The organism is Rathayibacter sp. Leaf248 (genome assembly GCF_920939495.1).
In the GTDB taxonomy this organism is placed as follows: domain Bacteria; phylum Actinomycetota; class Actinomycetes; order Actinomycetales; family Microbacteriaceae; genus Rathayibacter; species Rathayibacter caricis.
This window is the reverse complement of sequence record NZ_CAKLAV010000002.1, coordinates 539483-559223: the sequence shown is the minus strand read 5'-3', so window position 1 is coordinate 559223 and position 19741 is coordinate 539483. Positions and strand designations below refer to the sequence as shown.

Genomic DNA, 19741 nt, shown 5'->3' with positions numbered 1-19741 from the left:
TCACTCCTCGTTCCGGGCGGCCGCGTGGGCGCGGACCTCGTCGGGGTCCGGCGGAGTGTCGACCAGTTCCAGGGGCGGCGGAGCGGCGGCCGCCCGCGCGGCGATCTCGCGGGCGCCCCGGCGCTTGCTGAGCCAGAGCTCCAGACGTCCGGCGAGCGGCGTCTGGATCGCGACGAGGAGGATCATCAGCGCGAGGATCACGGCGCCGATCTCGCGCGGCACGCCCATCAGGATCTGCAGCCCGTTGATCGCGCCGACAGTGATCGCCGAGAACAGGATCGCGGCGAGGGACCCGCCGATCACGGTGGTGCCTCCGAGAATCGCCGCCGTCAGCCCGTTGAAGCCGGTGCCGTCGAGGAACCCGTCGATCACGCGGTAGTTCATGCCGAGGACCTGGATGCCGCCGCCGATGCCGGCGAGCGCTCCGCCGAGGGCGGCCGCTCGGAGCACGGCCGTGCGGGTGCGCATCCCGGAGTAGCGGGCGAAGACGGGCGCCTCGCCCGCCATCCGCTGCTCGTAGCCCCAGGTGGTGCGGGACATGTACACCGCGACGATCATCACGAAGGCGAGGGCCACGACGAGGTTCGCGCCGAGCTTGGTCGCGGTGTCGAAGATCGGGAGCCGCGCCGTCTCGTCGATCTGCGGCGTGTAGGAGGCCGTCCCGCCCGTGTCCCGCAGCGGGTAGTTGATGAGGAAGCTCAGCAGCAGGGCGACCATCGAGTTGAGGATGATGCTGACGATCAGCTCGTTCGCTCCGAGGAAGACGCGGAAGACCGCGGGGACGAGTCCGACCAGCGCTCCGGCGACGCCCGCGGCGAGCAGCGCGACGATCGGGTGCAGCCCTCCGGGGAGCTGGACCTGGTAGCCCACGACGACCGCCGCGACGGCTCCGAGCCCGTACTGCCCCTCCTGGCCGATGCTGAACAGGCCCGCCCGCAGAACCATGACGGCGCCGAGCGTGGTCATGATCAGCGGGGTGGCCGTCGTGAGCACGGTGCCGAAGTTGCAGTACCCGGGATCGCAGGTGAAGGCGGCGCGGCCGATCGCCGCCATCGCGTCGACGGGCGAGCGCCCGGACACCGTGATCAGGATCGCTCCGATGACCAGCGCCAGCAGAACGGCGACGACGGGGACGGAGACGCGCTGGGCGGCGCGGGCGAGATCGAGGTCTTTCACGGTCACCTGGTCTTCCGGTCGGGTGTGCAAAAGGTTTTGCATTCGGGGCATCGCACCTGAGGAGGATTTCCCGAGCCTAGGGTCGGCGCGGTGCCCGGCAGTCCCCGAGTGACGCTTCGTAATGGGGTCTTCTTCCCGCGGAAACGGGTCGGAAACGCGGGGTGACACCTCCCCCGATCCGGGGGGCGACGGTGAGCGCCCTCTGCGGTCGGGCGCAGGGAGGCGCTTCTGTGATGTGATGGAATGCGGTGCAAAGCGTTTTGCAGGGCGAGGGAGTCGAGGCGACGATGCGAGCGGGCAGACCGACCATGCAGCAGATCGCGCAGTCGGCCGGGGTCAGCGTGACGACGGTCTCGCACGTGCTCTCGGGCAAGCGCCCGGTGAATCCGCGCACGGCCGAGCGGATCCTCGCGATCATCCGGCAGGCGGGCTACGTCCCCGATTCGGCGGCCCGCACCCTCCAGTCCGGGCGGAGCCGACTGCTCGCCGTCGCGGTGCCGGACATCACCGCCTCCTACTTCAGCCGCATCGCGAAGGGCGTCGAGCTGGTCGCGGGTCCGCTCGACTACGGCGTGCTGATCTGCAGCACGTCCTTCGGTGGCCATCGCCATCGGCGCTACCTCGATCTGCTGCGGAACCGCACGGTCGACGGGCTCGTCTACGTCGCGAGCGACTCCCCCGTCGATGCGGAGGAGCTGCGGCCGTTCGCCGCCGAGTACCCGCTCGTGCTCGCCGACGAGGAGATCCCGTCGCTCGAGAACGTGACCGTCGTCACCTCGGACAACCGGCGAGGAGGGCGCCTGGCCGGAGAGCATCTGGCCGCGCTCGGGCACGAACGGGTGCTGATCATCGCCGGGCCGCGCGGCCTGGTCTCGACACGGGACCGCACCGCGGGCGTCCGGGAGTCGTTCCCCGACGCGCTGATGCTCACCGGCGACTACTCCGCGCCGTCGGGGGCCGCTCTGGTGGACGAAGCGCTGCGCAGCGGGACGCCGTTCACGGCGATCGCCGCCGGCAACGACGAGATCGCGATCGGAGCCGTCGACCGGCTGCGGACCGCGGGCCTCCGGGTTCCGCAGGACGTCTCGGTGATCGGCTTCGACGACATCGAGTCGGCGGCGCTCGTCGGGCTGACCACGATCCGGCAGCCCGCCGTCGCGATGGGATCCCGGGCGGCTCGACTGCTGCTGGACGCCCTGGCGGATCCGGCGGAGGCCCGGGTGCGGGAGAAGCTGCCGGTCGAGCTCGTGGAGCGGACCTCGACGGCCGCGGTGGCGGGGTCCCGGTGACCCGTCGTCACTGAGGAGGCGCGGCTCCGCTCACCGGAGAGCCGTGCGCACCGCCTCGACCGACGCCTCGACCACCGCCTCCAGGATCGCCTCGCCCTTCTCGGCGGACGCCGAGGTCGGATCGCCGAAGACGGCCGACTCCGAGAAGGGGTCCAGTGGCATCTCGACGGTGCCGAACTCCGGCGGGAAGTCCGGGTAGCAGACGACGTAGCGCTCGCGCAGCACCAGCTCGGGAGCGAGGGCCAGGACCAGCGAGGTCTCGAGCTCCTCCGCGTGCGCGAGTCCGGGTGCGGCGGGGCGGGATTCGCGGACCCTCGCGGCCGCCTCCTCGAAGCCGGGGTAGTCGAGCAGCAGCACCTCGATCCCGTCGGCGGTGAGCGCGTCGACCGCTGCGCGCAGCGGGGCGCGGTTGCCGTAGTCGCCGTTGACGATCACGAGGAGGCCCACGCCCGAGGCCGCGAGCGCCCGCGCGATGTCGACGGCGACCACCGTCACGGTCGGCGCCGACAGCGAGACGGTGCCCGGATAGCCGGCGGTGCCGGCCGTCGCCCCGTAGGGGATCGCCGGGAGGAGCAGCGCGTCGAGACGGTGCGCCATCCGCTCGGCGACCGCTTCGGCGACGAGCGTGTCGGTCGAGAGCGGCAGGTGCAGCCCGTGCGCCTCGAGCGCGCCGAACGGCAGCAGCGCGAGCGCCGGGCGGCGGTCCCGGATGAGGTCCCAGGGCATGTCGGTCGCTCGCAGCATGCGGACCATCCTGGCGCACGGCGGGGCACGGCGCGGCAGGCAAGCAGGTACGGCAGAACGCAGCACTGCGCTGCTTCGAACGGCGAAGCGGAGGGTCCGGTCGGGTAGCTGGTCGACGGCGCCCCGGGTTCAGAACGGAGGCGGCTCCGTGAACCGCGGTTCGGGCTGGAGGCGCGCGGGGTCAGCGAGGAGGGTCTCCGGTCGCGTGGTGATGCGGCGCCCGGTGGGAGTGGTCCAGTGGGCGGTGCCGTCGGGGTGGAGGACGTAGGTCCAGCGGTCGCCGTGGCGGACGTGGTGGTGGGCGGTGCAGAGGGAGGCGAGATTGTCGAGGCTCGTCTGCCCGCCGTGACGCCATTCGAGGGTGTGGTCGGCCTCGGTGCGAGCTGCGGGGCGGGTGCAGCCGGGGAAGCGGCAGGTCCGGTCGCGCAGGTGGAGGGCGAGCCGCATCCGGGGTGGCGGGACGCGGTGGGTGCGGCCCACCGAGAGGACCGTGCCGGTGTCGGGGTCGGTGAGGACGCGGGTGATCGTCGTGGCGGCTCCGGCGAGTTCGCGGGCGACGTGGGCGGGGATGAGTCCGTAGCCGTCGAGGTCGGCGGGGGCGTCGTCGCGGCCGGTGGCGGTGCTCGCGGCGAGGGTCAACCGGACCTCGGCGCGCACTCCGGAGACGAACGTCGGAGTCGCCGCATCGCCGGGTGCAGCGCCGGCGACGTCGGGAGCGGTGCCCGTGACGTCGCCGTCGCAGAGCAGGTCGGCGAGCGCGTCGGCGCGCAGCTGCGCGAGGGTGCGGGCGTCGTCCGGCCGGTCGACGTCCCCTCCTCCGCTGTCGGTCCCGTCGCGGAGGCAGCGGGCGATGCGGTCCAGCCGCGCGTACGCGCCGACGGCGACCGGGGCGGGCAGCAGTGCGCACAGCAGCGCCATGCCGTCCGCGTCCGGGACCACCCAGACCGCGCGATCCTCACGCGCCCGCGCATGCCGCGCAGCGAGCGGCTCGACGTGCAGCTCATCGCGCAACCGCGCCACCCGGCGCCGCAGCTGCGTGGGCGTCAGCACGAGCGCCAGCTCGCACGCCCGCTCGTCGAACACCGCCCGCGACTCCGGCGGCAGGCTGCCGGCGGTCGCGCAGATGATCCGGCCCGCCTCCCACCGCAGCCTCGCGCCAGCGAGCGCCTCCCGCGTGCGCGGGAGATCCTCGATCAGCAGCCGCGCGTCCTCCAGATCGCGGGACACCACCCGCTCCGACACCCCGCACCCCACCGCGAGCTCCGCCCGGACCGAGCGCTCCACCAGATCCGCCGACCCGCCCCGCGGCAGACCCCGCGCGAACGCCTCCGGACACGACACCGCCGCTCGGTACGCCGCATGCAGCTCGACCGCCGCCGCCAGCAGCACCGGCGATGCCGACCGCGCCAACTCACCCGCCCGATCCCCGCGCTCCCGCACGACCTCGAGCACCTCCGCCATGTCTGATCCCGTCATACGAGTACGAAACCAGTGACTACTGACATCCGCTCATGTTCTCGCGGTGTCGCGAGCGGTTCACGCCAGGGACGCGCCACACCGCTGCCGCACCGGCCGCCGACCTCTCGAGCGACCGCGATCGCCGACGAAGCCCTGCGACCGGAAGCCGCCCCGGTCACTCCGTCCGCGACTCCGACCGCACGCCCGGGCCGCCCCCTCGCCGCACAGGAACTCCCTCAGACAGGACCACACCCCCTACAGGAACAGCGACAGCACCAGCGTCATCCCGAGCGCCAGCACCGACGCCAGCGACACCCCCACCGTCACCGTCTTGAGCGCCCCGCTCACCGACTGGTCGAGGAAGGACTGCAGCAGCCAGAACGTGTTCGACGTGACGTGGATGCAGAACAGCGCGCCGGAGCCCGCGGCGAGCGCGATCAGCAGCGGGTCCAGTCCCAGCGACGCGGCGACGGGCGCGATGACTCCGGCGGCCGTGATCGCCGAGAGGGTGACCGACCCGACGGCGATGTGCAGCACGGCGGCCATGAGCCAGACGAGCAGCAGCGGGGCGAACGAGGACGCCGAGAAGTAGCCCTTCAGCACGTCGCCGAGGTCGCCCTGCGCGATCACGGCGGCGAGCGAGCCGCCGATGCCGGTGAGGAGGAAGATCTGACCGCCGTCCTGGAAGCCCTTCACGACGGCCTTCTCGATGCGCTTGGTGCCGACGGCGAGGCGGCCGATCACTCCGGTCGCGATGACGGCGAGCAGCAGGGCGATGATCGGGTTGCCGAGGAACTGCATCACGGGCACCTCCGCGCCGGCCACGCTCAGCACGGCCTGCGAGGCGATGAGCAGGAGCGCCACGAGCATCGGCGCGAAGAGCAGCAGGAGGGGGCGCCGGCGCTCCTCGACGGCACCGGGCCGGAGGGCGGCCGGTCCGCGGGGCACTCCTCCGACGGCGGTGCGGACGGTGCCGGTGGCCGGGGCGGCGGCGGAAGCCGAGGCGCCGGACGAACCGGAGGACGCCGACGCGCCGGCGAGCACGGCCTCCTCGTCGTCGTCGTCGTCGCGCACGACGACCTGCTGGTCGCGCGCCGGATCCCAGAAGCCGAGCCGGAAGGCCAGCGACATCAGCAGGATCGTGAGCACGACGGTGGGCGCGACGACGGCGAAGCCGCCGAGCATCATGACCCCGAGGGGCACGCCGAGCAGGCCGGCCAGGGCGACCGCCGCGAAGCCGGGCACCATCATCACGATGCCCATCTCGAGGCCGACCGCGAAGGTGACGCCGATGATGCCGGTGCCGGCCGGGCCCAGGCGCGGGGCGATCCTCCGAGCCAGCGGCGCGGCGATCACGATCAGCACGTCGACGAAGATCGTCTGCAGGTACGTGGCGAGCGACAGGCCGAGCGCGTAGGGGATCCCGCGGCGCCCGAAGACGCGCATCAGACCCTCGACGAGGCGGACGATCGCGCCCATCTCGTTGAGCATGGCGCCGATCAGCACGCCCCAGCCGATCAGGATGCCCGCCTCGGCCATCACCTCGCCGAAGCCGGTCGACATGGTCGAGACGGTGTCGACGGGTCCGAGTCCGGTCAGGAGGCCGATCGCGGCGGCTCCCAGCGCGAGCGCGATGACCGGGTTGATGCGGAACCGGACGATCACGACGACGACCACGACGATCACCAGCGCGACGACTCCGAGGGTGTACCACTCGGGCATGACGAGCCTCCTCTTGCCCGCGGCGGCGCGTGCGAACACACCCTAGGGCCTGGTGGATCCGCCGCGCGGGACACGATGTCGCTCCGATCGCAGGAGGCGGGCGCTCCCCGGCCGCCCGACTCCATACTGGGCGTCGCCTCCCCCGGGAGCGCCGATCGAGAGGATCCGCCCATGGGTGTCCGCCGGCTCGGCAGCTGCGCGCTGCTGCTCGCCTCGACCGCCGTGCTGGCCGGGTGCGCGACCCTGCTGCTCCCTCCCCGTCCCGCCGCTCCGACCACGGTCGAGTCGCCCGCCTCGGCAGCGCCCGCCCCGCTCCCCTCCGCCCCGGCCGCGGCACCGCCCGCCGCCCCGGCCCCGGCGCCGGAACCGGTCGAGCCACCCGCTCCGGCCGCAGCACCCTCCTCCTTCCCGTCGCCCCTGCCCCCGTGCGCCGACCTGTGGAGCCCCGAGACGACGGCCTGGATCGTGGACTTCGGCTTCACGCTCCGCGAGACGACGGCGCGCGAATTCGATCCGGGCGCCGAACCCGAGGAGATCCTCGCCGACCGGGGCGACGACCGGATCTGCCTCTGGGAGTCGTCGAGTATCCACTACGGCATCGTGACGCGCTTCACGCGGCTCGACCCGGCCGAGGCCGAGACGGTGCGCGGCATGCTCGGATCCTCCGGCGACGACACGGAGGAGCTGCTCGGCGGGACGCGCTACTTCCAGACGACCGTGACCCCCGCGGCGGACTCCGTCGACGGTGTGGACACCGAGAGCGGACGCAGCGACTACCTCCGCGGCGAGCTCTGGATCTCCACGAGGTGGATCGGCGGCGCTCCCTCCGGCTACACCCGCGACATCCTCGAGCATCTCGACTGAAAGGGTTCATCGGCCCTGTTCCCCGCGATGCCGGGCGTGTTAACGTGAACACACCCCCGCTCTCCCCGATGGAGGGGAGTGTGGACCGGGCCGAGCGTCCGCGCCGACCCCGGGAGCCCCACCCCACGATCGGAAAGGTCTCGATGATGAGACGACGCTCTTCGGAGCACCCCGCGCCCCGGCGCCGGACCCGCACCCTCCTCCTCTCCACGCTCGCGTGCACGAGCGTCGCCCTGACCGGCGTCCTCGTGCCGATGTCCGCCTCCGCGGTCGACGTCCCCGCTCCGACCGCCCATTACGACATGTCGCACGCGGGCTCGGCCCTCCTCGACATCTCGGGCAACGGCCGGAACGCGACGCTCACCGGGCTGACCGACGCGTCCTTCGCGGACGCGGGCGGCGACCAGGTCGCCCGCTTCCGCGCCAACGGCTACGCGGCCCTGCCGAAGAACCTCGTCACGGGCACCGACAACTCCTTCGCGGTCGAGTACACGGTGAAGACGCAGACCTCGGCGAACCAGTTCGGCTGGGTGATCGGCGACGGCGTCGGCCCCTGGAACACGACGACGCTGGGCAACCACGTGTTCGTGAACCCGCGCAGCTCGGAGGGCGGGTACAGCAACCAGGTCCTGTCCGGCATCCGGGTCAAGGACAGCGGGAACGGCGAGCAGCGGCTCCCGGCCGGCGGCGGCCTCAACCCCGGCTTCACGACCCTCACCGTGGTCGGATCGGGCACCGGCTCGAGCACCACGCTCACCCTCTACCGCGACGGCGCGCAGATCTCGACGGTCACCGCGGCCAAGTCGATGGCGAGCATCATCCCCTCCGGCAGCACGCTCGGCTACCTCGGCCGCTCGCTCTACCAGGGCGACGCCCTCTTCACCGGCGACGTCACCGACGTGAAGTTCTGGGACACCTCGCTCACCGCCGAGCAGGTCGGAGCGAGCATGCCCACCGCCGACGCCAAGCGGGCCTCGACGGCGGCGCTCCTGCGCTCCGACCTCCTCCCGGTCGTGCTCAACGGCAACCCGTCGCTCACCGCCGTCTCAGGGAACCTGAACCTCCCCACGACCAGCAACGGCATCGCGCTCACCTGGGCGTCGTCGAACCCCGCGGTCGTCTCGACCACCGGAGCCGTGTCGCGCTCGATCACGACCGACACCCCGGTCACCCTGACGGCCACCCCGAGCTCCGGCGGCCCGATCACCTTCGAGCTCGTCGTCCTCGCTCCGAGGATCAACGACGACCTCGACGCGATCGTGCTCGCGCCGCGCACCACCGAGAACCTGCCCCTCGTCGTCAAGGGCGTGAAGAACGGCACCGCGATCACGTGGACCTCCTCGAATCCGGCGCTCGTCACTCCGACGACCGCCGGCTACGTCGCCCCGGCCGTGGGCGCCGCCGACCCGTACCAGGGCGGCGGAGTCGTCGCGCGACCCGCGTACGGCAGCGGTGACGCGACCGTGACCCTGACCGCGAACGCGACGCTCAACGGAGTGTCGGAGTCGCGCAGCTTCACCCTGACGGTGGCCGAGCTCGGCCGCACCGCTCCCGACGCGGGCTACGCCTCGGCGTACTTCAAGTCGGACGGCGACGAGAAGATCTACCAGGCGGCGACGTCCGGCAACGACTTCTTCACCTTCTCGCCGGTCAACGACGGCAAGGCGGTCATCACCTCGACGACCGACACCCGCGGACTCCGCGACCCGTTCATCCTCCGCTCGCACAACGGCGACAAGTACTACATGGTCGCCACCGACCTCTGCATCTCGTGCGGCACGAGCTGGGGCGACGCGCAGTCCAAGGGCAGCCTCAAGATCGAGGTCTGGGAGTCGACCGACCTCGTGACGTGGACCCGCACCAACGGCGCTGATACCGGCATCACGGTCAACCAGCCGGCCGCGGGCATGACCTGGGCGCCGGAGGCGTACTGGGACGACGCTCTGCAGTCGTACGTCGTCTTCTTCTCGTCGCGCCTCTACTCCGACGCCACGAAGTCGAACGGCGACAAGCTCTACTCGCGGGTCTTCTCGGTGATCACCCGCGACTTCCGCACCTTCACGCAGCCGCCGGCCACCTGGCAGGACACCGGCTACGCGCGGATCGACTCGACGATCACCAAGATCGGCGACTACTACTACCGCTTCACCAAGAACGAGGAGGGCGGCGCCGCCGGCATCCTCGAGGCGGGCAAGGACATCTTCCTCGAGAAGTCGACGGTGCTCACCGCCCCGACGACCTCGTCGAACTGGAGCGCCGACCCGACGACGACGTGGCAGCTCACCGACACCAACATGACGCGTCTCGAGACCGGCCAGGAGGGCGAGGGCCCCGAGATCGTGAAGCTCAACGCCGGCGACCCGAACGACACCACGGGCACCGGTGACGGCTACGCGTTCCTCGTCGACAACTACGGCAGCGGCGGCTACAAGGCCTTCGTGACCTCGGGCGCGGCCATCGCCGGCAGCTCGCAGGCCTCGCGCCTGTCGAAGTCGGCCGACTGGAACGTCTCGACGAAGGGCGGCCTGCCGGCCAGCCCGCGCCACGGCGCGTTCGTCAGCGTCCCGCAGACGGTGCTCACCGCCATGAAGGAGTGGGCGCCGGTCAAGGCCGTCGGCTCGACCACGACGCTCGCCGTCGACGGCCGGACCGCGACCGCGACCGTGAAGGCCGCCGATTCCGGCGACGTGGCGGGCACCGTCACGTTCCGCGGCGGCAGCTGGAGCCAGACCGTGCGCCTGACCGGCGGCGCTGCCACGGCGACGGTGCCGGCCGGAGTGACGGGCGTCACCGCCTCGTACGACGGCTACTCCGACGCCCTCGTGCTCGCCTCGACCTCCGCTGCGGTGAGCCTCGACACCCTCGAGCTCGCTCCCACGGTGACGACGCGCTGCGTCGCCGGCAAGGTCGTGCTCACGGTGACGGTCCGCAACGGCGACACGGTTCCGGCCGCCGTCACGATCGACTCCGCGTACGGCACGAAGTCGTTCGCCTCGGTCGCTCCGGGCGCTGCGGCCTCTGCCGCCTTCACCACCCGCCTGCGCACGATGCCGGAGGGAGCGGTGTCCGTCTCGGGCACCGCGGTCGACCAGCCGGCCTTCTCGGCCTCGGTGCGGTACGCGGCGGCCACCTGCTGACACACCCTCGGCACGACGGCGCCCCTTCCTCCCGCGTGGAGGGAGGGGCGCCGTCGTCTGCGCGACCCCTGGGAGCGGACTCGGGAGGGTCGCGTAGGGTGCCCGGGACGCAGTGCGCTCCCGGACCCGAGCCGCGCTGCTCGCGCTCTTCCCGCGCGGGCGGCCGCTCCGATCCGATCGAGAGCCCCTCCCCCGCGGCGAGTTGCCGTCGGCCGCCTCGTGCACCGCGGTGACGGCGGACCGGTACCCGGCGGTCCGTCGAGGGGCGGGCGGTCCTGGTCCCGCCCGTCCCCGTCCCCCACCGCGGTCGTCCCCGTCGTTCCCGCCCGGCGTCATGTCAGCCGACGCTGTATGGTCAGTGCATGCTGACCATCGCCTCGCGTCTGGACGTCATGAACCGGCTGGGTCGGGCGATGGCCGATCACACCCGGTCGCGGATCCTGCTGTCGCTGATCGGGAGGCCCGGGCATCCGGGCGAGCTGGCGCAGGAGCTGGGCCTCACGCGCTCGAACGTCTCGAACCACCTGACCTGCCTGCGGGGGTGCGGCATCGTCGCCGCGATCCCGGAGGGACGCAGCACCCGGTACGAGATCGCGGATCCGCACCTCTCGAAGGCGCTGCTCGCGATGGTCGACGTCGTGCTCGCGATCGACGACGGCGCGGACTGCACGGACGAGGACTGCGACGTGCCGCTGTGCTGCGAGGTGCCGGAGTGAGTGCGGAGTGCTGCGGCGGGGACGAGCCGGCCGCCCTGACGCTCGGCGCGCGGCCGACCGGGCAGGCCGGGCCGCACGAGCACGCGGCGTCCGAGCACGAGCACGACGAGCACGACCACGGCGCAGAGCCGGAGGACGCGGTGCCGTGGTGGCGGGACAGGACCGTCCTCGTCCCGATCGCGGCCGGTGCGCTGCTGCTCCTCGGCTCCGTCCTGGAGTGGACCGGCCGGGGGCCCGCCGGCACGATCGTGCTCGGCGCGAGCCTGGTCGCGGGCGCGTCGACGTTCGCGCCGGGCGCCGTGCGGCGGCTGCTGCGCGGCGGGCTCGGCGTCGGCCTGCTGATGACGATCGCGGCCGTCGGCGCCGTCCTGCTCGGGCACGTCGCAGAAGCGGCCGCGCTGGCGTTCCTGTTCTCGATCGCGGAGGCGCTCGAGGACCGGGCGATGGACCGGGCCCGCGGGAGCCTGCGCGCCCTGCTGGATCTGCTCCCCGACACCGCGATCGTCTCGCGACTGCACGGCGACGTCACGATCCCGGCGCGGCAGCTGCGCGAGCTCGACGTGCTCGTGGTGCGCCCCGGCGACCGGATCGCCACCGACGGCGTCGTCGTCTCGGGCCGCAGCAGCCTCGACACCTCCGCGATCACGGGCGAGTCGATCCCCGTCGAGGTCGGCCCGGGCGATGCGGTGAGCGCCGGATCGATCAACGGCGGCGGCGCGCTGCAGGTCGAGGCGACCGCGGCGGGCACCGACAATTCGCTGACGACGATCGTGCGGCTGGTCGAGCAGGCCCACGCCCGCAAGGGCGAGCGGGCCCGGCTCGCGGACCGCATCGCGAAGCCCCTCGTCCCGGCCGTGCTCCTGCTCGCCGCAGGGATCGCCCTGGTCGGGGTGCTGATCGGGGACACCACCATCTGGACCGAGCGCGCGCTGGTCGTGCTCGTCGCCGCCTCGCCGTGCGCGCTGGCGATCGCCGTGCCGGTGACGGTGATCTCGGCGATCGGCGCCGGCAGCGGCTTCGGGCTCGTCATCACCTCCGGCGAGGCGTTCGAGCGCCTCGGCACGGTGCAGGTCGTCGCGTTCGACAAGACCGGCACCCTCACCGCCGGCCACCCGAGCGTCGCCGACGTCGCCACCGCCCCCGGCGCGACCCGCGAGGACGTGCTGGCGGTCGCCGCGGCGCTCGAGGCGCGCAGCACCCATCCGCTCGCCGCCGCGATCCTCGCCGCCGGCTCGACGCCGGCCGCGGTCGAGGACGTCACGGAGCATCCCGGCGACGGCATCACCGGCAGCCTCTCGGGGGTCCCGGTCCGCATCGGCAGCCCCCGCTGGGTCACGGCCGGAGCGCTGGCGGCGCAGTGCGAGGCGATGGAGAGCGACGGCATGACGGCCGTGGTCGTGGAGCGCGGCGGCGCGGTCCTCGGCGTGATCGGCGTCCGCGACGAGCTCGCGCCCGAGGCGGCCGCGACGATCGCGGAGCTCGCCCGCCTCCGCATCGACTCCGTCATGATCACCGGCGACAACGCCCGCACCGCGCACGCCCTCGCCGACCGGGCGGGGATCGCGGAGGTGCACGCGGAGCAGACGCCCGCCGGCAAGGCGGCCGCGATCGAGCGGATCGCCCGGCACCGACGCGTGGCGATGATCGGCGACGGCATCAACGACGCCCCGGCTCTCGCCGCAGCGGACGTCGGCATCGCGATGGGCGCGACCGGCTCGGCGGCCGCGATCGAGTCCGCCGACGTGGCCTTCACCGGCAGCGACCTGCGCCTGATCCCCGCCGCGCTCCGGCACGCGCGCCGGGGCCGGCGGATCATGACCGCGAACCTGATCCTCGCGCTCGGCGTGATCGCCGTCCTCCTGCCCCTCGCGCTCCTCGGCGTCCTGGGCCTCGCCGGGGTCGTGCTCGTGCACGAGCTCGCGGAGGTCGTGATCATCGCGAACGGCGCGCGCGCCGCCCGACGAGGCGGAGGACGGACGGTCGGATCCGCTCAGCTCTCAGGGAGCTCGGCGTAGGCGCGCTTGACGCCGTTGTACCAGTCGAGCGCCTTCTTCGGCCGCATCCAGCGGCCCTTCATCGCCTCGCGCGCCTCGCGGTGCGACTCGTCGCCCGCCTTCACCGCGTCCTTCAGGTGGCGGTCCTGGGCGTTGATGATCTCGTCGGCGGTGGCCCCGCGGTGCTCGAGGGCGCACTGCCCGCCGAGGTCGCGGCACGTCATGGTCTTCACGGTGTCCTCCTCCTGCCGTCGCGCTGCACGACGGCTCCTGCTCCTACGACGGGCCAGGGCCCTCGGATGTGACCGCCGGCGTGTCGCGGGGCCGTCGCACGACGCCGGCCAGGGCCTCGGGAGCGGCGCGGAACACGATCGACTCGACCCGGCCGTCCCGGACGGCGAAGTCGAACAGCACCCTGGCCTCGCCGAGGTGGAACCAGGCGAACGCCGGTCGCCCGGCGGTGAGCACCGGGAGCGCGGCGTGCGCGCTGCCGTCGAAGAACGCGGCGACGGCCGCGCGTCCGTCGATCCGCTCGGGAGTGCCCGCCGTGATGGCGTCGGCGTCGGCGCGGACGGTCGCCCCCGGAGCGAGCAGCGCGAGGAGGCCGGCCAGGTCCCCTCCGCGGGCCGCCGCCATGAACGCGTCCAGGACGCTCCGGTCGGACGCCGGCCCGTCCTGCTCGGCGCTCGCGACCTTCTCGCGCGCCCGAGAGGCGAGCTTGCGCGCGGCCGCCGGCGAGCGGTCGAGGATCCCGCCGATCGCGTCGAAGGAGTAGCCGAACGACTCGTGCAGCACGAGCGCGACCCGCTCGTTCGGGCTGAGCCGGTCGACCACGACGTGCAGCGCCCGGCCCACCTCGTCGCGCCGTTCCGCGGACTCGGCGGGGTCGGCACCGGAGGCGGGTGCATCCTCGACGGCTTCGACGGGCTCGGGGATGCGGGCGCGCAGCCGGTCGAGGCAGAGCCGCGTGGTCACCGTGGTCAGCCAGGCGGCGGGGTTCTCGAGCACGGCGTCGCTGCCGTGCAGTCGCAGCCAGGCCAGCTGGACGGTGTCCTCCGCCTCGTGCCGGTCGTCGAGCAGCCGGGTCGCGAGCCCGGTCAGCCGGCCGCGCTCCGCCTCGAACACCGCCGTCCACTCCACGGGGACACCCTACGGCGGGCAGTGCGCTCCCGCCCCTTGCCTGCACGCCCCACCCGTGGGACCGTCTCCTCGTCCGCCGGGATGCGGCGGCCCTGAGCGGAGGAGCAGCCCGTGGGCACCGTGCGCATCGATCTCTTCACGTCCCTCGACGGTGTCGCCCAGTCGCCGGGCGGACCCGACGAGGATCCGCAGGGCGGTTTCGCCTTCGGCGGCTGGCAGGCCCCGCTGCTGGACGAGGTCGCCGGTGGCTGGGTGCAGTCCGGCATGGAGGGGATGGACGCGCTGCTGCTCGGCCGGAGGACCTCCGAGATCTTCGCCGACTACTGGCCGCGGCACGACGACTCCGGCATCGGACGGCTGCTGAACTCGATCCCGAAATACGTGGCGTCCCGTCGGGACGTCCCCCTGCCGTGGGAGCGCTCGACCCTGCTCGGCCCGGACCTCGCGGCGGCGGTGCGCGAGCTGCGGACGCGCCACGAGCGGATCCACGTGATCGGCAGCCTCGACCTCGTGCAGTCCCTGCTCGCCGAGCGCCTCGCCGACGAGCTGACGCTCTGGATCCATCCGATCGTGCTCGGCGCGGGCAAGCGGGTCTTCGAGGGCGGTGCCGCCCCCGCGATGCTCGAGCTGCTCGAACCGGCCGCCACCTCGCCCCGCGGAGTCGTGCAGCTGCGCTACCGGATCCTGGGATCCGAGCCGCCGGTGGGCGACATGACGGTCTGAGCTCCGCAGGCTCAGGTCAGGGTCGTGTAGACCTTCGCGATGCGCCCGTCGACGACGAGGCAGATGTCGAGACCCGACACGACCGGAGGCGCTCCCTCGGGACCGAAGTTCCAGGCGAGGTGGCCGAGGTCGTGGTTCTCGTAGGCGGGGCCGGCGGCCGAGAAGACGAAGCCGGGGGCGTCGTCGAGCAGGCGCTGCGCCTTCGCGTGCAGGGCGTCGTGCCCGACGACCACCTCCTCAGGGTCGAGGAACTCGACGTCGGGCGTGTAGAGGCGGGCGATCGCGGCGCGGCGCTTCTCGGGGTCGCGCTCGCCGAAGACCTCGACGAGGTTGGCGTGCAGCAGGGCGTCCAGGGGCATGGTTCTCCTTCGGCGGTGGTGGCGGTGGTGGCGGTGGTGGCGGTGGTGGGGGGGCGCGTCAGGGCGCCGAGGCCGAGCGGTCGGTCCAGTCGATGACGAGGCGGCGCTGCGCGATCCTCCATCGGCCGTCGATCCGCTCGAAGCGGTCGAGGTAGCGGATCGACATCGTCAGGAGGTACCGCTGCCCGGCGTCGCGCAGCAGGTGCAGCGCCGTGCAGTACGTCTCACCCTCGGCCGCGTCGGCGGTGACGAAGCGGACCGACGACTGCCCGTTCAGGTAGGTCGTCGCGTCGTACTGCGCGATCAGGCCCTCGAAGGTCCGCACGAGCGCGTCGCGTCCGCGGATCGTGTCGACAGGCTCCGTCGTCTCCGGGTCGCCGGAGAAGAGGAGGACCTCGCCGTCGTCGGCGAACACCGACGCCTCCAGCACCGCGTCCCGGCGGTCGGCGCCGCGCGCGTAGGTGTCGACGAGCTCGCGGATCGCGACGCGGTCGATCAGGGTCTCGAGAGTCTCGTCCACAGCGCTCCTCGGGTCGGTGCGCTCAGAATAGGTGACGTTTCACGCAGAAGGGAAGAGGCGCCTACGGGTGGTCCGCAGGCCGCGGCAGAGTTCCGTGCTCGATCAGCCGGTCGTAGACGGCGTCGAGCGACTCGCGCATCGCCGCCATCCGCTCCGGGTCGAGCGCGTCGAGGAACGCGCGGCGCACGAAGTCGATGTGGCCGGGCCCGGCGTCCCGCAGCGCCGTGCGCCCGATGTCGGTGAGCACGACCTCGGTGCTCCGCAGATCGCGGGGTGCGGGCCGCGTCTCGATCAGCTCGCGCTCGCGCAGACCCCGGAGCCGGTGCGAGACGCGGCTGCGCTCCCAGCCGATCCGCGCGGCGAGGTCCGCGACGCTCATCCGCCCGTCGGGTTCGCTCGTCAGCGCCACGAGCACGTCGTAGTCGGCCAACGACAGCCCGGTCGCCGTGCGGAGCTGGTGGTTCAGCTCGTAGCGGAGCCGCAGGTGCACCTTCATGTAGGAGTACCAGACGGCCGCCTCCTCGTCGCCCAGGAGGGCGAACGGCGACTCCGGCGGGACCTCGCGGGGCTCGCTCACGGCTCCTCCTCCTGCAGCCCCTCACCGACAGGGCGCTCCGACGCTACCGCGCCGTGTCAGCGGATGGTGTGGGCGGTGATCACCGCGGCGGCGAGGGCGAGCTCCTCCACCACGTCCGCCTCGCCCAGGCGCGGCGAGGCGCGCAGCACCTCGGCGCTGACGGCGCCGTAGCGCTCCTCGACGCGTGCAGGCAGGGCCGCGCCGGCCTCCGTCAGGCGGAGCAGCACGCTGCGGCGGTCCTTGGGGTTGGGCAGGCGGTCGACGAGACCGGAGGAGGCGAGGCGGTCGAGCAGAGCGGTCACGGCTCCTGTCGTCAGGTTCAGCTCGAGGGCGAGCATCTTGGGGGTGAGGCCCGGGAGGTCGTCGATCGTCTCGAGGGCGGTCAGCTCCGAGAGGCCGACGCCGAGCTCGGCGGCGATGCTGCTGCGCAGCTGGCGCTGAGCGCTCTCGAGCAGGCGGAGCGCGTGGCGCAGTGCGGCGACGGGTGCGTCGGCCGCCGCGCCCTCGGGCGGTGGAGTGGGAGTCATGGGTTCCTTTCTGCAAGGGGGAGCACCTCGGCGCGGTGCCCCTCTGACAGGGGTGTTTCTGAGAATTGCAAAGTATCTTGATCGCGGAGTAGCTTAATCATCAAGCAATCGCACCAGCGAGACGAACTGCCCGGCAGTTCACCTTCTACCCGATCAGGAGTCCTGTCATGTCGAACCACACCGCTACCGTCAAGACCAAGCGCGTCCGATTCGCCCCGCTGGTCATCGCGACCAGCATCGCGGCCGCCGCCCTGCTGTCGGTCTCGATGTCCGGAACCCTGTCGGGCTTCGTCGCCAGCATCACCAACTCCAACAACACCGCGGCCTCCGGCACGCTCGTCATGGAGGAGAAGTCGACCGGCACCACGCCCGTCACCTGCCTCAGCACCGACGGCGGCACCGTCAGCACCAACACCGCGACCTGCTCCACCATCAACAAGTTCGGCGGCTCGACCAACATGACCCCGGGTCAGACGGTCACCACCGGGATCACCATCAAGAACGCGGGCACCGTCGCCGCGAACACCTTCACGCTGACCCCGGGCGCCACCTGCGCCCAGACCACCAACGGCACCCTCAGCGGCACGGCGACCGACTTCTGCGCCAAGGTCAAGGTCGTCATCACCTCCGGCACCACCGAGATCTTCAACGGCACCGCCGCCACCCTCGCCGGTTCCGCCGCCAAGTCCCTCGGCGCCGTCGCCGCCGGTGTCAGCACCCCGTTCAGCATCGCGGTCACCCTCGACTCCACCGCCAACAACACCTACCAGGGCCTCTCCGCCTCGCTCCCCCTGACCTGGTCCTTCGCCAGCTGATCCACGGCCCTCGGCTTCCCCTCCCCCACAGCACCACCCCGCCGCCCCCACGGCACCCGCACCACCCCCGAGAAGCACCCACCCGAGGAGCGGGGCCGCCACCCTGAGGCGGCCCCGCTCCGAACACCGTCGAGGAGGCGGAGGACATGACGCTCACGGACACCCCCACCGCCCCCGTCGCCTCCGCCCCCTCCGACACCCCCGCCCCGTCGCGCCGCCCGAGTGCCCTGCGCACCGCCGCGATCTGGACCGCCTCCGCCGTCCTCGTCGGCCTGGTCGCCGTCGCCCTCCTCTTCCACTCCGCCGGCGGACGCTGGTTCATCGTGCAGACACCGTCGATGGGCACCTTCGCCCCGGTCGGCACCCTCGTCCTCACCACTCCCACCGCGATCGAGGACGTCCGCGTCGGCGACGTCGTCAGCTTCCACCCCTCCACGACCCCGGACGAGACCTACACCCACCGCGTGGTCGACCTGGCCGCCGACGGCACGCTGGTCACCCAGGGCGACATCAACGGAGCGGTCGACCCGTGGGCCACCGGCCCCGACCAGCTGATCGGAGTCGTCACCACGTCGCTCCCCGGTCTCGGCTGGCTCGCCAAGGGGCTCCCGCTCCTGCTCGCCGGCGCCGTCCTGGTGCAGCTGCTCACCCGCCTGCTGCCCTCGCCCACGCACCGCGCGGCGATGCGGATGCTCGGACTGTCGCTCGTCGCCTCGATCACCGTGTTCCTCCTCCGCCCGTTCGTCGGCCTGGTGGTCCTCGAGGCCACCGTCGAGAACGGGTACACCGACGCCACCCTGGTCTCGACCGGCCTCCTCCCGATCCGCGTCAGCGCCGAGGGAGCCGCTCCGCTCGATCTCGTCTCGGGCGAGGTCGGCCGCCTCCGCGTCCCGGCGAACGAGCAGGACTGGTACAGCGTCTCCTCCGCTCTGCACCTGCCGTTCTGGGGCTGGGTCGTGTTCGCGCTGCTGTGCGCGCTGCCCCTGATCTACACGCTCGTGATCGGTCTGCCCGCGGCGACCGAGCGCACCGGAGAGCACGGTCGCCGTGCCGCGGGGAAGGACGCGGCCCGATGAGCCGCCACCGCGTCACCCGGATCCCGCTGCTCGCCCGCCTCCGTGCCGCCCTTGCACAGCCGCGGAAGGCCACCGCGGCCGTCGCCGTCGCCGCCCTCGCCGGGGCGCTCCTGCTCACGCCCGCCACCTCGGGCGCCTACACGGCGTCGATCCGCAACTCGACCAACACCGTCGGCAGCGCCGCCGCGTTCTTCACCTGCGACTCGGCCTTCGCGGCCGACAGGAGCAGCGCCCTCTTCGCCTACACCCTCGGGCAGGCCTCCAACTCGGCGACCGCCCCCGACGTCGTCACCGGCACCGCCAACCGCGCCGGCACCTACCGCAACGGCATGGTCAGCTCACCCACGACGCCCAAGGCGTGCCCGCGCGACCCCGGCGGCTCGTGGCAGCTCGCCGCCTCGAGCAGCCAGCACATGACCACGCCGCTGCAGATCACGAACCCCACCACCTTCAGCACCGAGATCTGGTTCAAGACCACCGTCGCCGGCGGGAAGCTGTTCTCCTTCGGCGCCTCGCAGACGGCCGGCGGCAGCCAGTACGACCGGCACACCTACATCGGCGCCAACGGCAAGCTGATGTTCGGCATCTACAACAACGGCGTCGAAGCGATCACGAGTCCCGGCGTCGTCAACGACGGTGCCTGGCACCACGTGGTCTCGACCCTGTCCCCCACGACCGGGCTGAGCCTCTGGCTCGACGGGCAGCGCGTGGCGTCCAACACCGCGTTCCGGAGCCCGGAGAACACCACCGGCTACTGGAAGATCGGCGGCGACACCCTCGGCGGCTCCTGGACGAACGTCGGTGCCGCGTACTTCACCGGCACTCTCCGCTACGCCGCCGTCTACTCGACGGTCCTCACGCAGGCCCAGATCCAGAACCACTACGACGCCGGGCGCTGAGCCCG

The 19741-nt window shown here is 72.7% G+C and carries 19 protein-coding genes; 9 read left to right on the top strand and 10 right to left on the bottom strand.

Annotation, left to right across the window (positions count from 1 at the left end):
- Complete coding sequence (locus tag LRG51_RS15700) at window positions 1-1182, bottom strand: ABC transporter permease (RefSeq protein ID WP_230673546.1); 1182 nt, start codon at window positions 1180-1182, stop codon at window positions 1-3.
- A gap of 281 nt (window positions 1183-1463) precedes the next feature.
- Here LRG51_RS15700 and LRG51_RS15695 point away from each other — a divergent pair, with 281 nt between their 5' ends.
- Window positions 1464-2465 carry a LacI family DNA-binding transcriptional regulator gene (locus LRG51_RS15695; protein WP_230673544.1) on the top strand — a complete coding sequence of 334 codons (1002 nt, stop codon included), beginning with the start codon at window positions 1464-1466 and terminating at the stop codon, window positions 2463-2465.
- Window positions 2466-2495: 30 nt separating this feature from the next.
- On the opposite strand, the gene LRG51_RS15690 is transcribed toward LRG51_RS15695, so the two are convergent.
- From LRG51_RS15690 to LRG51_RS15680, 3 genes are all read right to left on the bottom strand, one after another.
- Entirely contained in the window at window positions 2496-3209 is a 714-nt protein-coding gene (locus LRG51_RS15690) for a creatininase family protein (protein WP_230673542.1), read from the bottom strand.
- 129 nt (window positions 3210-3338) lie between these two features.
- Window positions 3339-4685: an HNH endonuclease signature motif containing protein gene (locus LRG51_RS15685; protein WP_230673539.1), complete on the bottom strand. Its 1347-nt coding sequence runs from the start codon at window positions 4683-4685 to the stop codon at window positions 3339-3341.
- A gap of 237 nt (window positions 4686-4922) precedes the next feature.
- Window positions 4923-6389: a GntP family permease gene (locus LRG51_RS15680; RefSeq protein ID WP_230673538.1), complete on the bottom strand. Its 1467-nt coding sequence runs from the start codon at window positions 6387-6389 to the stop codon at window positions 4923-4925.
- Between the two features lie 171 nt (window positions 6390-6560).
- On the opposite strand from LRG51_RS15680, the gene LRG51_RS15675 reads away from it, so the two are divergent.
- The 4 genes from LRG51_RS15675 (at window position 6561) to LRG51_RS15660 (ending at window position 13121) form a co-directional block, all read left to right on the top strand.
- Window positions 6561-7253: a hypothetical protein gene (locus LRG51_RS15675; RefSeq protein ID WP_230673536.1), complete on the top strand. Its 693-nt coding sequence runs from the start codon at window positions 6561-6563 to the stop codon at window positions 7251-7253.
- Between the two features lie 146 nt (window positions 7254-7399).
- Window positions 7400-10390 (top strand): immunoglobulin-like domain-containing protein, encoded by a 2991-nt coding sequence (locus LRG51_RS15670; RefSeq protein ID WP_230673535.1) that lies wholly within the window; start codon window positions 7400-7402, stop codon window positions 10388-10390.
- A gap of 362 nt (window positions 10391-10752) precedes the next feature.
- Window positions 10753-11106: a Cd(II)/Pb(II)-sensing metalloregulatory transcriptional regulator CmtR gene (gene cmtR / locus LRG51_RS15665; RefSeq protein WP_230673533.1), complete on the top strand. Its 354-nt coding sequence runs from the start codon at window positions 10753-10755 to the stop codon at window positions 11104-11106.
- Window positions 11103-13121, top strand: coding sequence for a heavy metal translocating P-type ATPase (locus LRG51_RS15660; RefSeq protein WP_442966670.1), 2019 nt, complete (start codon window positions 11103-11105; stop codon window positions 13119-13121). The genes cmtR and LRG51_RS15660 overlap by 4 nt, the downstream gene beginning before the upstream one ends.
- Here LRG51_RS15660 and LRG51_RS15655 read toward each other — a convergent pair.
- Both LRG51_RS15655 and LRG51_RS15650 read right to left on the bottom strand, forming a co-directional pair.
- Entirely contained in the window at window positions 13097-13324 is a 228-nt protein-coding gene (locus LRG51_RS15655) for a DUF1059 domain-containing protein (RefSeq protein ID WP_230674080.1), read from the bottom strand. The two genes, LRG51_RS15660 and LRG51_RS15655, sit on opposite strands and share 25 nt — an antisense overlap.
- Window positions 13325-13376: 52 nt before the next feature.
- The gene (locus tag LRG51_RS15650; protein WP_230673531.1) at window positions 13377-14240 is read right to left on the bottom strand and encodes a sigma-70 family RNA polymerase sigma factor; all 864 of its coding nucleotides are present in this window, start codon (window positions 14238-14240) and stop codon (window positions 13377-13379) included.
- Between the two features lie 111 nt (window positions 14241-14351).
- On the opposite strand from LRG51_RS15650, the gene LRG51_RS15645 reads away from it, so the two are divergent.
- Complete coding sequence (locus LRG51_RS15645; protein WP_230673529.1) at window positions 14352-14963, top strand: dihydrofolate reductase family protein; 612 nt, start codon at window positions 14352-14354, stop codon at window positions 14961-14963.
- 11 nt (window positions 14964-14974) lie between these two features.
- Here LRG51_RS15645 and LRG51_RS15640 read toward each other — a convergent pair whose 3' ends face one another.
- The 4 genes from LRG51_RS15640 to LRG51_RS15625 form a co-directional block, all read right to left on the bottom strand.
- A complete protein-coding gene (locus LRG51_RS15640; RefSeq protein ID WP_230673527.1) occupies window positions 14975-15322 on the bottom strand; it encodes a nuclear transport factor 2 family protein in 348 nt (115 codons plus the stop codon).
- Between the two features lie 58 nt (window positions 15323-15380).
- Complete coding sequence (locus LRG51_RS15635; RefSeq protein WP_230673525.1) at window positions 15381-15842, bottom strand: nuclear transport factor 2 family protein; 462 nt, start codon at window positions 15840-15842, stop codon at window positions 15381-15383.
- A 61-nt stretch (window positions 15843-15903) separates the two neighbouring features.
- Complete coding sequence (locus LRG51_RS15630) at window positions 15904-16419, bottom strand: MarR family winged helix-turn-helix transcriptional regulator (protein WP_055790904.1); 516 nt, start codon at window positions 16417-16419, stop codon at window positions 15904-15906.
- A 56-nt stretch (window positions 16420-16475) separates the two neighbouring features.
- Window positions 16476-16946: a MarR family transcriptional regulator gene (locus tag LRG51_RS15625; protein ID WP_055790901.1), complete on the bottom strand. Its 471-nt coding sequence runs from the start codon at window positions 16944-16946 to the stop codon at window positions 16476-16478.
- Between the two features lie 167 nt (window positions 16947-17113).
- Between LRG51_RS15625 and LRG51_RS15620 the strand changes: the two genes are divergently transcribed.
- From LRG51_RS15620 to LRG51_RS15610, 3 genes are all read left to right on the top strand, one after another.
- Window positions 17114-17761, top strand: coding sequence for a hypothetical protein (locus tag LRG51_RS15620; protein WP_230673523.1), 648 nt, complete (start codon window positions 17114-17116; stop codon window positions 17759-17761).
- 146 nt (window positions 17762-17907) lie between these two features.
- Entirely contained in the window at window positions 17908-18837 is a 930-nt protein-coding gene (locus tag LRG51_RS15615; protein WP_230673521.1) for a S26 family signal peptidase, read from the top strand.
- A complete protein-coding gene (locus LRG51_RS15610; protein ID WP_230673519.1) occupies window positions 18834-19736 on the top strand; it encodes a LamG domain-containing protein in 903 nt (300 codons plus the stop codon). Before LRG51_RS15615 ends, LRG51_RS15610 begins: the two co-directional genes overlap by 4 nt.
- The last annotated feature ends 5 nt before the right edge of the window (window positions 19737-19741 follow it).

Coding starts and splice junctions, on each gene's coding strand:
- LRG51_RS15690 (WP_230673542.1), bottom strand. CDS start 3,209: ATGCTGCGAGCGACCGACATGCCCTGGGACCTCATCCGGGACCGCCGC.
- LRG51_RS15695 (WP_230673544.1), top strand. CDS start 1,464: ATGCGAGCGGGCAGACCGACCATGCAGCAGATCGCGCAGTCGGCCGGG.
- cmtR (WP_230673533.1), top strand. CDS start 10,753: ATGCTGACCATCGCCTCGCGTCTGGACGTCATGAACCGGCTGGGTCGG.
- LRG51_RS15685 (WP_230673539.1), bottom strand. CDS start 4,685: ATGACGGGATCAGACATGGCGGAGGTGCTCGAGGTCGTGCGGGAGCGC.
- LRG51_RS15680 (WP_230673538.1), bottom strand. CDS start 6,389: ATGCCCGAGTGGTACACCCTCGGAGTCGTCGCGCTGGTGATCGTCGTG.
- LRG51_RS15625 (WP_055790901.1), bottom strand. CDS start 16,946: ATGACTCCCACTCCACCGCCCGAGGGCGCGGCGGCCGACGCACCCGTC.
- LRG51_RS15615 (WP_230673521.1), top strand. CDS start 17,908: ATGACGCTCACGGACACCCCCACCGCCCCCGTCGCCTCCGCCCCCTCC.
- LRG51_RS15620 (WP_230673523.1), top strand. CDS start 17,114: ATGTCGAACCACACCGCTACCGTCAAGACCAAGCGCGTCCGATTCGCC.
- LRG51_RS15675 (WP_230673536.1), top strand. CDS start 6,561: ATGGGTGTCCGCCGGCTCGGCAGCTGCGCGCTGCTGCTCGCCTCGACC.
- LRG51_RS15640 (WP_230673527.1), bottom strand. CDS start 15,322: ATGCCCCTGGACGCCCTGCTGCACGCCAACCTCGTCGAGGTCTTCGGC.
- LRG51_RS15610 (WP_230673519.1), top strand. CDS start 18,834: ATGAGCCGCCACCGCGTCACCCGGATCCCGCTGCTCGCCCGCCTCCGT.
- LRG51_RS15655 (WP_230674080.1), bottom strand. CDS start 13,324: ATGACGTGCCGCGACCTCGGCGGGCAGTGCGCCCTCGAGCACCGCGGG.
- LRG51_RS15670 (WP_230673535.1), top strand. CDS start 7,400: ATGAGACGACGCTCTTCGGAGCACCCCGCGCCCCGGCGCCGGACCCGC.